The organism is Bordetella genomosp. 1 (genome assembly GCF_002261335.1).
Lineage (GTDB): Bacteria > Pseudomonadota > Gammaproteobacteria > Burkholderiales > Burkholderiaceae_B > Bordetella.
Map to the genome: position 1 here is coordinate 1,821,689 of NZ_NEVL01000003.1, position 13,043 is coordinate 1,834,731.

The following is a 13,043-nucleotide window of genomic DNA, read 5'->3' on the forward strand; positions in this document are numbered from 1 at the left end:
GGGCTTACTTGACCACGCCGCAGGCCAGGCGCGCGCCGCCGCCGCCCAGCTTCTCGGGATGATCGCTGTGGTTGTCGCCGCCGGCATGCACCATCAGCGCATGGCCCTTGAAGTCGGCGGCCTTCAAACGCGGCGCGAGCACCGGGTAGGTGGCCTTGCCGTCGGCCGTGACGTAGATCGCGGGCAGGTCGCCCTTGTGGCCGGAATCGTCATACGGGCCCTTGTGGGCGCCGGTCTTGTCCGGATCCCAGTGGCCGCCCGCGCCGCCGCCCGGCACCGGCTTGCCGTCGGCCTCGGTGGTATCGCACGACGGCTTTTCGTGCAGGTGGAAGCCATGCACGCCCGGCGGCAGGCCGGTGAGGTTGGGCGTGAGCACCGCGCCGTATTTGCTGTCTTCGATTTTCACGCTGCCGGCCGCCTTCTCGACGCCCTTGGGGCCGACGAAATTCAACTCGACGGTCTGTGCCTGCGCATGGGCCACGCCCGCCAGGCCCAGCATCGCGGTCAATATCAAACGCTTCATGGAAACTCCTCCAGATCGGTGGGACGGGTCGGCACCCGGCTCATCCCAGTCTAGCGAAGCGTTCCGGCACCAGCAACGCACGCGCCCGGCGCGTGTGTCACCGATTGCATCAGCCGGCGAAAGCCTCTCGCAGCTTTCGCCGGCGGGTCGCGGCCTCAGTCCAGCGTGACGCCGGAGTCCTTCACCACCTTGGCCCAGCGCGCGATCTCGCTGTCGACGAACGCGCCGAACTGCGCCCCCGTCAGCGTCGGGATGCTGGAACCGTTGCCGGCCCAGGTTTCCTTGATCTTGGGCTGGTTCAGCGCCTTGGTGACCTCCTCGGTCATGCGGGCAACCGCCTCGGGCGGCGTGCCGGCCGGGGCCCACAGCGCGTACCAGGTCGAGACCTCGTAGTTGGGCAGCCCCGCCTCGGCCGCGGTCGGCACGTTCGGGAACGACGGCGAGCGCTCCTTGGACGCCACCGCCAGCGGCTTGATGCTGCCCGAGCGGATGTGGCCGGCCGACGAACCGAGCCCGTCGAAGGCCATGTCGACCTGGCCGCCGATCAGCGCCGACAGCATCGGGCCGGCGCCCTGGTACGGCACGTCGACCAGCTTGATGCCGGTCTGCATGGCGAACAGCTCGCCGGCCAGATGGTGCGTGCTGCCCTTGCCGGCGGTGCCGAAGTTGATCTCGCCCGGGTGCTTCTTGGCGTAGTCCACCAGCTCGGCGACGGTCTTGACCGGCAGCTTGCTGCTGTTGATCACCACCACCTGCGGCGGCTGCGCGAGCAGCGCCACGGGCACGAAGTCCTTCTGGATGTTGTAGCTGAGGTTCTTGTAGAGCGAGGGGGCCAGCGCGTGGTGCGCGCCGCCCATGAAGAAGATGTAGCCGTCGCCCTTGGCCTTGGCCGCCACCGCCGCGCCCACCGTGCCGCCGGCGCCGCCCTTGTTGTCGATCACCACCGGCTGGCCGATCTGCGTGCCCAGCTGCTGCGCGAGCGGGCGCGCAAAGGTGTCGGTGCCGCCGCCTGCCGGGAACGGGACGATGATGGTCACCGGCCGGTCGGGCCAGGCGGCGGTTGCGGGCAGGCTGGCCGTGCAGGCCACCAGGGCCGCCATCGCGGTCAATACGTGTCTCATTGAAGCTCCTCCTTGGTCATGCGCAGGATGGACGTGCCGCCTCGGATGGGGTCGTGCGACGTCCTCGTGTTATGTGTCGTGGCGCCTGCCTTGCGGCGGCGCCCGCCTGTGCTTCTGCTGCAATCACTTCAAGTCTTGCGGGGTCGCTGGGGGCGGTCTCCTTTCGACGTCTTCGGGGCGGGGCCACGGCCGGCGCCCGCGCATAGAAAAAGGCCGGCGCATCGACTGCCCCGGCCCGCTGGATCATGCCGCGCGATAGGTGTCGCGCAACACGTTTTTCTGCACCTTGCCCATGGTGTTGCGCGGCAGCTCGGCCGCCACGTGGATCTGCTTGGGCACCTTGAAATTGGCGATGCGCGCCTTGAGTTCGGCCTGCATGGCCTGCGGGTCGAGCGTGGCCGACGCGCGCGGCACCACCACCGCGACCACGGCCTCGCCGAAGTCCGGATGCGGCACGCCGATCACGGCCGACTCGGCCACGCCGGGCATTTCGTCGATCAGCGTCTCGATCTCCTTCGGGTAGACGTTGAAGCCGCCCGAGATGATCAGGTCCTTGCTGCGGCCCACGATCGAGAGATAGGCGTCGGGCACCGCGCGGCCCGAGGCCTCGCCGCCCCAGCGGCCCACGTCGCCGGTCTTGAACCAGCCATCGGCGGTGAACTCCTCGGCCGTCTTTTCCGGCATGCGCCAGTAGCCGGAGAACACGTTGGGGCCGCGCACCTGCACGTTGCCGATCTCGTTGGGCGGCAGCGCACGGCCGGCGTCGTCGACCACGCGCACCTGCACGTCCGGCAGCGCCCGGCCCACCGTGCCGCCCAGGCGCTCGCCCTCGGCGGCGTCGTAGGGGTTGGAGGTCAGCATCACGGTCTCGCTCATGCCGTAGCGTTCGAGGATCGTGTGGCCGGTGCGCTCCTTGAAGTCGTTGAAGGTCTCGGTGAGCAGCGGCGCCGAGCCCGAGATGAAGAGCCGCATGTTGGCGCAGGCCTTGCGGTCGAAGCGCGCGTCGCCCAGCAGCCGCACGTAATAGGTGGGCACGCCCATCATCACGGTGCTGCGCGGCAGGTAGTGCAGCGCCTGTTCGAGGTCGAGCTTGGGCAGCCAGATCATGCGGGCGCCGGCCAGCAGCGCGCCGTGCGAGGCCACGAACAGGCCGTGCACGTGGAAGATCGGCAGCATGTGCAGCAGCACGTCGTCCGCGCGCCAGCCCCAGTATTGGTGCAGCGTGCGCGCGTTGGCGGCGAGGTTGCCGTGCGACAGCATCGCGCCCTTGCTGCGGCCCGTCGTGCCGGAGGTATAGAGGATGGCGGCCAGGTCGTCTTCCTTGCGCACGGCGGTGCGGAAGGTCTGCGGCAGGCCGGCGGCGGCCGACAGCAGCGTGCCGCTGCGATCCTCGTCGAGCGTGTACACGTGCTTCGTGCCGGCGGCCTTGGCCAGGCGCTCGATCCAGGGCTGGTTCTTGCTCGAGCACACCACCACGGCGGGCTCGGCGTTGCCCAGGAAATACTCGATCTCGGATTCGCGATACGCGGTGTTCAACGGCAGGTAGACGTAGCCGGCACGCAGCGTGGCGAGATACAGCAGCAGCGCCTCGGGCGACTTCTCGACCTGCACGGCGACGCGCGCGCCCTTGGGCAGCTTCAACGAGGCCAGCAGATTGGCCAGGCAGGCCGTGGCACGCTCGATGTCGTCGTAGCTGTATTGCAGGTCGGGCGTTTCGATGGCGATCTTGTTGCGATCGGCGGGAAAGCCGCCGGCAAGGACCGCGTACAGATTGGCGTTGCTCACCGTTCTAGTCTCCGGTAAAGGTCGGTGTCGTGCCGGCCAGGAACGCTTGCACCCCTTCGAGGTGGTCCCGGCTTTCGGCGTATGAGAAAAAATCCTGGTATTCGGCCTCGGTGAGCGGCGCGGCATCAGTGAGGCGGCGCGCGTACTGCTTGTTGAGGCGGGCCGCCGCGGGCGCGCCCGCGCGCACCCGGGCCAGGGCCGCCTCGGTCTCGGCCTCGAGCTCGGCGGGGTCGACGATACGGGTGAGCAGCCCCAGCCGCAAGGCTTCGGGCGCATCGAACACGCGGCCCTCCAGCAGCAGCGCCACCGTCGCGGCGCGGCCCACCAGGTCGATCATGCCGCGCATCTCGTCGGGGGCCAGCGGAAAGCCGAGGCGGTTGATCGGCACGCCGAAGCGGGCGTCGGCCGCGGCGATGCGCAGGTCGCACAGGCTGGCGATCTCCAGGCCCCCGCCCACGCATACGCCGGCGATGCTGGCAATGACCGGATGCGGGCAGTCGCGCAGCGCATGCAGAGCCGGCGCGAGCACCTCGCGGTGATAGTGCATCACGTCGGCGAAGCTGCCGCGCTCGCGCGGGAATTCGCGGATGTCGGCGCCGGCGGCGAAGTGGCCACTGGCGCCTCGCACCACCACGGCGCGCAGCGTCATGTCATGGGCGAGCGCGCCGAACACCTCGGCGAGCTGGCGCCACATCGCCACGCTGATGGCATTGAGCCGGCCCGGGTGCGACAGGGTCACCCAGGCCACGTCGCCGCGGCGCTCGTGCAACACCTGCCCGGCCGCGGGCGCCTCGCGCATCTGCTCTGTCACGCGTCTGTCCTCGTCGATGCGGCGCGGCTCAGGCCACGCGCGCGATGGAACGGCTGATCACGGGCTTGCCGTCCTGCAGGCGCGCCAGGTTGTCGTCCAGGTCGGCCAGCACGTAGGCGTAGTTCACCATCAGCCCGCAGGACTGGCTCAGGCCCTTGGCCGACAGGTCGGCCGCCCAGTTCAGGCGTTCGACGCGCGCGCCGTTGCCCAGGTGGAAACGCGCCACCGGGTCGAGCGGCTGGCCGTTCTTCATCTGCTGCAGATAGTGCGCGGCGAGCTTCATGCCGGCACGGCGCACCACCTCGGCCGACTTGCCCTGCGCCGCGCGGCGCAGGCGTTCGACCCAGCGCGCGCCGTCCGGGGCGCCGGTGCGCACCTTCTTCGAATCACGCACGATGGCCTCGACGTCGGCGGCGGCCAGCTTGCCGAGCCAGTCGGCGAAGCCCGGGATGGGCGAGAGCGTGGCATACGACTTCAGTTGCGGCAGCTCGTCCACCAGCGACTCGATCACGCGCTTGAGCAGGAAGTTGCCGAAGCTGATGCCGCGCAGGCCCGCCTGGGTGTTCGAGATCGAATAGAAGATCGCCCAGCGCGCCTTCTCCAGATCCTGGCGCGGCGCGGCCATGTCGAGCAGCACCTGCACGTTGTCGGCCATCTGCGGCGCGAAGGCCACCTCGACGAAGATCAGCGGCACGTCCGGCATCTGCGGATGGAAATAGGCGTAGCAGCGGCGGTCGGCGGCGACCCGGTGCTTGAGGTCGTCCCACGAGCGGATCTCGTGCACGGCCTCGTAGATGATGAGCTTCTCGAGCAGCGAGGCCGGCGAATCCCAGGTCAGCGGCCGCAGCGTGAGCAGGCCCACGTCGAACCAGGCCGACAGCAGCACCTCGAGCTCCTTGTCGAGCGCCTGCAGGCCGGCGACCTGCTTGCGCCAGCGCAGCATGTCGGCGCGCAGCGCGACCAGGAAGCCCAGGCCCTGCGGCAAAGCGTTGAAGCGCTTGAACAGGCGGGCGGCCGCCTCGCTGCCCTGCTTCTGGGCGGCGTGGCCCTGCACCAGGCCGGCCAGCAGCGCGCGCTGGCGCTTGGCGTCGCCCTCGTGGTAGGCCGCGCACCAGGCGCGCGCCAGCTTGTTGGCGCGCACGTCGGTCAGGCGCGCGGTGAAGAGCGCGTCGATGTCTTCGGCGCGCGGCAGCGGGTTGCGGTCCCAGAGCCGGCCGATGCGGGCCATCAGGCCGGCCTGTTCGCCCGCGTCGTCGCCGGCGTCGGGACGGTCGTTTTCAGGCGCTGGCGCGCTGCGCGCGGGCACGAGCGTTTCGGGTGCGGACATGGGGTTCCTCCGGGAGAGTTTCGGTCGGGGCGCGGGCGCCATGGGTGGCGAGGGTGCGCAGCGCGTCGAGCTGGCGCAGCAGGTGTTTGCGCGCGAGGGCCTCGGCGCCTTCGGGATCGCGCGCCTTCAGGGCGGCGTAGATGGCGAGATGCTCGGCGCAGGATTCCTGGATGCGGCCGGGCAAGGACAGGCTTTTGTGGCGGAACAGGCTGAGCACCTTGCGCAGGCCGTCGACCATGTCGGACAGCCAGCGGTTGTCGGCCAGCGCCTGCACCGCGACGTGGATCTGGTAGTTCGCTTCGTAATAGGCGTCGATGCGGCCGGCCTGCGCGTGCGCCTGCAGCGCCTCGTGCAGCGGCGCGAGCGCGGCGAGCTGCGCGTCGGTGGCACGCTGCGCCGCCTCGTGCGCGCAACGGCCTTCGAGCATGGCCATGAGCGGGAAGATCTGCTCCAGGTCCTGCACGCTCACCTCGTTGACGAAGCAGCCGCGGCGCGGCTCGAGCCGCACCAGCCCCTCGGTGGCCAGCACCTTGAGCGCCTCGCGCAGCGGCGTGCGCGAGATGCCGAGCTCGCCGGTGAGCCGGACCTCGTCGATCCACTCCCCGCCCTTCAGGGCCTGGGCGCGGATCATGGCGCGCAGGCGGTCGGCCACCTCGAGGTAGAGCGCCTGGCGGACGATGGGCGTGGCGGCCGGGGCCGAGGTCAGGGTCGCCAGGGCGCCGGGCTCGATACCTGCGGCGGGGCCGGGACCTGCGGTCAGCGCGGTGGGCGTTTCCATGGCATGTAATTCATAATTATGAATACAACCATCCTACTCCCGCCCTCTGGCGCCGCCTAGCCCCGCCCTCCCTGGGAGAAACCCGTAGACACAAAAAAGGGCATGCCCTCGCGGTGCATGCCCCGGTCTGCCGGCGGTGGCGGTCAGAGATGCAGCACGCCGTCGACCGCGTGGCGCACCAGCGAACGGGCCCAGCGGCGCGCCGGCAGCCCGTATTGCGACTCCACCACCTCGGCGCGCGCCAGCAGCTCGGCCGGGGTGACGGCGAGCGGCGGCCCCGAGAAGGCCAGCACGATCTGGTTGCCGGCATCGATCTCGGGCAGCAGGATGATGCGGTCGTCGAACGCCAGCATCAGATTGCCGATGTTGCGGTCGAAGCTTTCATGCTGGCCGAACAGATTGACGGCCAGCACGCCCACTTCGCCCAGCACGCGGCGGCAGTCGCGGTAGAAGGCCACGCTGTCGCGCACCGGGCCGCGCGCGGAGGCATCGTAGAGGTCGACCATCAGCACCGGGCAGCGGCCCGCGTTGAGCGGATCGGCCACCCACTCGGCCGCGTCGTCGTGATGCACGGCCAGGCGCTTGGGCGTGGGCAGGCGGAAGAACATCTGGCACACCGCGGTGACCTGCGGGTTCCATTCGACCACCTCGAGCTCGCTGCGCGTGTGCTTGAGACAGAAGCGGGTGAGCGAGCCGGCGCCCAGCCCCAGCAGCCCGATGGCCTGCTCGCGCGGCGGCTCCAGAAACAGCAGCCACGCCATCATCTGCGCGGTGTATTCGAGCACCAGCTCGTTGGGATCCTTGATGCGCATCGCGCCCTGGATCCATTCGGTGCCGAAGTGCAGGTAACGCACGCCGTCGGCTTCGGAAAGCGACGGCTGATCGTGTTCGGAGGGTTTGTTGTGCTTGGACATATCGCGCGATTGTAGCGAGCCGGGCGCGCGCCGCGGCCCGCGGGCTTGGTCCATAATGGCCGCTTCGTCCCAGGCGACGTCCCATGCGAAAGGAGTGTGCCGTGTCCGACAATTTTTCGTCTACGCAAACCATACGCAAGACCGTGCTGCGCAGCGCGGGCGGGCTGGTCGCCTCGCAGCACCGCAAGGCCGCCGAGGCCGGCGCGGCTGTGCTGGCGGCCGGTGGCGATGCGGTGGACGCGGCAGTCGCCACGGCCTTCGCCGCGGGCGTGGCCGAGCCGTGGATGAGCGGGCCGATGGGCGGCGGCGCGATGGTGATCTATCGCGCCGACGAAGACCGCGCGCGCGTCGTGCACTTCGGCATGCGTTCGCCCGGTGCGCTCGACCCCGCGGCCTACCCGCTGGCGGGCGGCGGGCAGGTGTCGGCCGATCTGTTTCCGTGGCCGGCCGTGGTCGACGACCTGAACTGCCGCGGCGCCAAGGCCGTGGCGGTGCCGGGCATGGTGGCCGGCATGAGCGAGGCCCATGGCGCGTACGGCAGGCTGTCCTGGCGCGAAGTGCTGCAACCCGCCGTCTCGCTGGCCGAGGCCGGCCTGCCGCTCGACTGGTACACCACCCTGATGATCACCGGCTCGGCGCGCTGGCTGGCGCGCGACCCGGACGCGGCGCGCATGTTCCTCGACGATGGCCAATGGCCCAAGGCCGGCAACTGGACCGACGCCGCGGGCAACCGCATCGCGCTCACGCAGCAGGCCCTCACGCTGGCGCAGCTGGCCGAGGAAGGCGCGAGCTGCTTCTATGGCGGCGACATCGGCGCCACGCTGGCCCAGGACGTGCAGGACAAGGGCGGCTTCCTGAGCCTGCACGATCTGCTCGCGTACCGCGCGGAGTGGTTCGAGCCGCAGCGCGTGGCCTATCGCGGCGGCGCGATCCACGTCACGCCCCACATGACCGCCGGCCCGAGCCTGGCGCGCTGCCTGGCCAATCTCGAGCGCCTCGTCACGCCGCGCGGCCAGCCCGATGCCGACACCTACCTGGCCTACGCCAAGGTGCTGCGCGACGAATACGCCTACCGGCTCGGCAGCATGGGCGACAACGAGGATCCGCGCGCGCCGGCGTGCACCACGCATTTCAGCGTGGTCGACCGCCACGGCAACATGTGCGCGGTCACGCAGACGCTGCTGTCGGCCTTCGGCTCGCACGTGGTGTCGCCCGGCACGGGCATGCTGCTCAACAACGGCATCATGTGGTTCGATCCCGAGCCCGGCAAACCCAACTCGCTCGGCCCCGACAAGCGCTGCCTGATGAACATCTGCCCGGTGGTGGGCCAGCACGAGGGCCGCACCTTCGCGCTCGGCGCCTCGGGCGGACGCAAGATCCTGCCCGCGGTGATGCAGCTGGTGTCGTTCCTGGTCGACTACGGCTACACGCTCGAAGAGGCCTTCCATCACGCCCGCATCGACGCCAGCACCGACACCATCATGGTCGATCCGCTGCTCTCGCCGGCGATCAAGGCCGCCCTCGCCGAGCGCTTCCCGCACGCGCTGGCCACCCGCACCTGCTATCCGTATGCCTACGCCTGCCCGGCCGGCGTGCTGCGCGACGAAGGCGGCAACCAGGGCTGCACCGAGATCATGTCGCCCTGGGGCGACACGGCGCTCGAAGAACACGCGAGCTGGCCGCCTGCCTGAGCCCCGCGCAGATCCGGAGTTCGCATGCGATATCACGACCTGGTTTTCGAACCGGATTGGCTGGCCGCGCACAGCGACGACGGCGCGCTGATCCGCTTCACGCGCAAGGAGCGCGCGCTGCTGCAGCGCCTGGCCGAGCGCGCGCCGCACCTGCTCACGCGCGCCGCGCTGGCCGACGCGCTGGCGCAGGATGGCGGCGAGGCGAGCGAACGCAATGTGGATTTCGTCGTCAACCGCCTGCGCAACAAGCTGCGCGACTCGGCGCGCACCCCGCGCTTCATCGCGACCCAGTACGGCGAAGGCTATTACTGGATCGCGGCCGCCGCGACCTCGCCGGCGCTCGACGCGCGGCCGCTGCTGGTGGTCGGCCCGAATCATGGCGGCAACGCCGACCTGCCGCGCCGGCTGTCCGCGCATCTGCAGGCCGAGAGCCGGGGCCATGCCGGCATCGCATGCCTGAACGGCGGCGCGAGCCCGGCGTCCTGCGAGGCGCTGCTGGACCAGGCGCGCTACACGCTCGAAACCAGTAGCCACCAGGATACGGCGCAGCCGCGCGAACACCTGGCGCTGGTGCTGCGGCATCGGCCCAGCCGGCAGATCGTGCGCACCTTCCGCAGCACGCTGGCGCTGCCCCGTGCCGCCGACGCCCTCGACGGGCTGGCGCGCGAGGTGCTGCACGCGATGTGGCAGCACGGGGCGCTGGACCAGGCGCACGCCACGCCCACCGAACGCCCGCTCGACCTGCGCATGCACGAAACCGCCCTGATGCTGACCGACTCGGCCGAAACCTGGCGCGCCAACGAGGCCCGCATTGCGCAGGAGCGGGCGGCCCGTCCGGACGATCCACGCCTGGCCGTGATGCAGGCGCTGGCGCTGATGAGCCGCATGATCCTGGCCGGTGGCACCGAGCCCGGCACCGACTGGGGGCAGCAGGAAGAAACGATCGAAACCCTGGTGCTGGCCGCGCTGCCGCGGGTGCAGGACGACCCGATGATGGTGCTGGCGGTGGCGCGCGCGCTGTGCTTCGTCGGCCGGGGCCACGCGGCGCTGGCCGAGCGCCTGGCCCAGGACACCTTCGAGCGCAGCGCGGCCTTCGCGGCCGCCTTTGCGACGCTGGCGCCGATGCGCATGCACGCCGGCCGCATCGACGAGGCCGTGGCGCTCTATGACCAGGGCATCGCGCTGTCGGAGCCGGGCTCCGAGTTTCGCGTCAGCCTCATGGTGATGAAGTGCATCGCGCTGCTGGCCAGCGGCGAGCGTGCGCGGCTGGAGGCCGCCAGCGCGCAGCTCTACCAAACCAAGCCCCTCACCCGGCTGCAGATCGGCCTATTCCTCGCGCCGGCCGCGCCCAGCGCGCTGGCGCCCGACCTGCAGGCGGTGCTGGGCACGCTCGATGCCGACCAGGCGAGCCGCCTGATGCACTATGCCCACACCGTGTATGCCCGGCACTTCGTCATGCCGGAGCACCGCCGCAACGTGCTGATCGGTGCCTACAGCCATTTCGAACGCCACTTCGGCAAGGCCGTGGCGCCCGACGCCGTGATCGCGGCGCTGGGCCGCTAGGCCCCGCGCCGCCCTGCCTCACACGCGCTCGAAGATCGCGGCGATGCCCTGCCCGCCGCCGATGCACATCGTGACCAGGGCATAGCGGCCCTGCACGCGTTGCAGCTCGTGCAGCGCCTTCACCGTGATGATGGCGCCGGTGGCGCCGATCGGGTGGCCCAGGCTGATGCCGCTGCCGTTCGGGTTGACCTTGGCCGGATCGAACCCGAGCTCGCGCGACACGGCGCAGGCCTGCGCCGCGAACGCCTCGTTGGCCTCGATCACGTCGAGATCCTGCACGCTCAGGCCGGCGCGCTTGAGCACCGCCTGCGTGGCGGGCACCGGGCCGATGCCCATGATCTCGGGGTCGACGCCGGCGTGGGCGTAGGCCACCAGGCGCGCCAGCGGCTTGGCGCCTCGGCGGGCGGCCTCTTCGGCGCTCATCAGCACCACCGCGCCGGCGCCGTCGTTCAGGCCCGAGGCATTGCCGGCCGTGACCGTGCCGTTTTCCTTCTGGAATACCGGCTTCAGGCCCGCGAGCTGGTCGGCGGTGACGTCGCCGCGCACGTGCTCGTCGCGCTCGAACACCACCTCGCCCTTGCGCGTCTTGATGCGCACCGGCACGATCTGCTCGCGGAAATGGCCGGCCTCGATGGCCGCGTGCGCGCGGCGGTGCGACTCGGCCGCCAGCGTATCCTGGTCGGCGCGGCTGATGTCGAAGCGCGCGGCCACGTTCTCGGCCGTCACGCCCATGTGCATGCGGCCGAACGGATCGGACAGCGCGCCGGTCATCATGTCGATCATGGCGCTGTCGCCCATGCGCGCGCCCCAGCGCTGCGCCGGCGCGATGTAGGGCGCGCGGCTCATGCTCTCAGCGCCGGCGGCCACCGCGATGCGGGCGTCGCCCAGCAGGATGGTCTGCGCCGCCGACACGATGGCCTGCAGGCCCGAACCGCACAGGCGATTCACGTTGAAGGCGGGCGTGTTCTTGCCGATGCCGGCGTTCATCGCGGCCACGCGCGACAGGTACATGTCGCGCGGCTCGGTGTTGATCACGTGGCCCACGGCAACGTGGCCCACCTCGTCGCCCGCGACCTGCGCGCGCGCGAGCGCCTCGCGGATCACGGTTGCGCCCAGGTCGATGGGCGGCACATCTTTCAGCGCGCCGCCGAAATCGCCGATGGCGGTCCGCACGCCTGCCACTACGACTACGTCATTCATGGTGTTCTCCTCGATGATCGATGCCGGAATATCGCGGACCATCATACCCCCGGCCCGCGTCCGCCCGGCCCGCCATAGCGCGGCGGTATCGGCGCACAAATAAAAAATATTAGACAGCGCGGCCAGGCACGCGGGATAGTCTTCGGACCAATCCCCATCCCGCTGGAGCGCCATGATCGAAGTCCTGGACCCCGCCGTCATCCCCGCCGCCGACCAGGCCCTGCGCGGCGAGGTGCGCGCCTTTCTCGACCAGGCCCTGGCGGGCCTGGCGCCCGAGACCCGCGCGCGCTCGTGGATGGGATTCGACGCGGACTTCAGCCGCGCGCTGGCCGAACGCGGCTGGCTCGGCCTGACGCTGCCGCACGCGTATGGCGGCGCCGAGCGCGGCCACTTCGCGCGCTTCGTGCTGTCGGAGGAACTGCTGGCGGCGGGCGCGCCGGTGTCGGCGCACTGGATCGCCGACCGGCAGAGCGGCCCGCTGATCCTCAAGTACGGCAGCGAAACGCAGCGCGCCTTCTACCTGCCGCGCATCTGCCGCGCCGAGGCCTTCTTCTGCATCGGCATGAGCGAGCCGGACTCGGGCTCAGACCTCGCCAGCATCCGCAGCCGCGCGCGCCCCGAGGGCGCGGGCTGGATCCTGGACGGCGCCAAGATCTGGACCACCAACGCGCAGCACGCGCACTACATGATCGCGCTGGTGCGCACCCGCGGCAGCGCCGCCGACCGTCACGCCGGCCTGTCGCAGGTGATCGTGGACCTGAAGGCGCCGGGCGTCACCATCCGGCCCATCCAGGACATCGCCGGCGACGCCCACTTCGCCGAGGTCTTCTTCGATGGCGTGAGGCTGGGCCCCGACGCGCTGATCGGCGCCGAGGGCCAGGGCTGGGCGCAGGTCAACGCCGAACTGGCGTTCGAGCGCAGCGGCCCCGAGCGCCTCTATTCCAGCATCGCCCTGGTGCAATGCTGGCTCGATCTGTGCCGCGCCGCGCCCGACCCCGCCGACGATGTCCTCACCGGAAAGTTGCTCACGCAACTGGCCACGCTGCGCGCGCTGTCGCTCGCGGTCGCGGGCCGGCTGGCGCGCGGCGAGAGCCCCGCCATCGAGGCCGCGCTGGTGAAGGATCTGGGCACCGAATTCGAGCAGCGCGTGCCGGCCTGGATCGGCGACGCGCTGGGCGCCCGCCCCCAGGTCGCCCTGGACGGCAGCCTGTGGCGCACGCTGGCCTACCTGGACCAGGTGAGCCCCACCTTTTCGCTGCGCGGCGGCACGCGCGAGATCCTGCGCGGCATCATCGCCCGCGGCCTGGACCTGCGCTGAACCAGGAGACCC

Annotated in this window: 11 protein-coding genes; 3 read left to right on the forward strand and 8 right to left on the reverse strand. The window is 70.7% G+C overall.

All coding sequences use genetic code 11. The features are described 5' to 3' along the window. Positions 1–4 precede the first annotated feature (4 nt). The 7 genes from sodC to CEG14_RS16710 all read right to left on the reverse strand — a co-directional run bounded on the left by sodC (position 5) and on the right by CEG14_RS16710 (position 7,259). Positions 5–523: a superoxide dismutase family protein gene (gene sodC, locus CEG14_RS16680; RefSeq protein WP_094827414.1), complete on the reverse strand. Its 519-nt coding sequence runs from the start codon at positions 521–523 to the stop codon at positions 5–7. 155 nt (positions 524–678) lie between these two features. Further along, the gene (locus tag CEG14_RS16685) at positions 679–1,644 is read right to left on the reverse strand and encodes a Bug family tripartite tricarboxylate transporter substrate binding protein (protein WP_094827415.1); all 966 of its coding nucleotides are present in this window, start codon (positions 1,642–1,644) and stop codon (positions 679–681) included. A 243-nt stretch (positions 1,645–1,887) separates the two neighbouring features. Beyond that, positions 1,888–3,429, reverse strand: a complete 1,542-nt coding sequence (locus CEG14_RS16690; RefSeq protein ID WP_094827416.1) for a malonate--CoA ligase — start codon at positions 3,427–3,429, stop codon at positions 1,888–1,890. A gap of 4 nt (positions 3,430–3,433) precedes the next feature. Next, a complete protein-coding gene (locus CEG14_RS16695; RefSeq protein ID WP_094827417.1) occupies positions 3,434–4,228 on the reverse strand; it encodes an enoyl-CoA hydratase/isomerase family protein in 795 nt (264 codons plus the stop codon). A gap of 40 nt (positions 4,229–4,268) precedes the next feature. Then, positions 4,269–5,567, reverse strand: a complete 1,299-nt coding sequence (locus tag CEG14_RS16700) for a malonyl-CoA decarboxylase domain-containing protein (protein ID WP_094827418.1) — start codon at positions 5,565–5,567, stop codon at positions 4,269–4,271. After that, entirely contained in the window at positions 5,518–6,345 is an 828-nt protein-coding gene (locus CEG14_RS16705; protein ID WP_094827419.1) for a GntR family transcriptional regulator, read from the reverse strand. Before CEG14_RS16705 ends, CEG14_RS16700 begins: the two co-directional genes overlap by 50 nt. Before the next feature lie 143 nt (positions 6,346–6,488). Beyond that, the gene (locus CEG14_RS16710; protein ID WP_094827420.1) at positions 6,489–7,259 is read right to left on the reverse strand and encodes a spermidine synthase; all 771 of its coding nucleotides are present in this window, start codon (positions 7,257–7,259) and stop codon (positions 6,489–6,491) included. Positions 7,260–7,360: 101 nt separating this feature from the next. On the opposite strand from CEG14_RS16710, the gene CEG14_RS16715 reads away from it, so the two are divergent. After that, a complete protein-coding gene (locus CEG14_RS16715) occupies positions 7,361–8,950 on the forward strand; it encodes a gamma-glutamyltransferase (protein ID WP_094827421.1) in 1,590 nt (529 codons plus the stop codon). Between the two features lie 24 nt (positions 8,951–8,974). After that, positions 8,975–10,513, forward strand: a complete 1,539-nt coding sequence (locus CEG14_RS16720; RefSeq protein WP_094827422.1) for a winged helix-turn-helix domain-containing protein — start codon at positions 8,975–8,977, stop codon at positions 10,511–10,513. Positions 10,514–10,531: 18 nt separating this feature from the next. Here CEG14_RS16720 and bktB read toward each other — a convergent pair whose 3' ends face one another. After that, the gene (gene bktB / locus CEG14_RS16725) at positions 10,532–11,713 is read right to left on the reverse strand and encodes a beta-ketothiolase BktB (RefSeq protein ID WP_094827596.1); all 1,182 of its coding nucleotides are present in this window, start codon (positions 11,711–11,713) and stop codon (positions 10,532–10,534) included. Positions 11,714–11,885: 172 nt separating this feature from the next. Here bktB and CEG14_RS16730 point away from each other — a divergent pair, with 172 nt between their 5' ends. Then, positions 11,886–13,031: an acyl-CoA dehydrogenase family protein gene (locus tag CEG14_RS16730; RefSeq protein WP_094827423.1), complete on the forward strand. Its 1,146-nt coding sequence runs from the start codon at positions 11,886–11,888 to the stop codon at positions 13,029–13,031. Positions 13,032–13,043 lie beyond the last annotated feature (12 nt).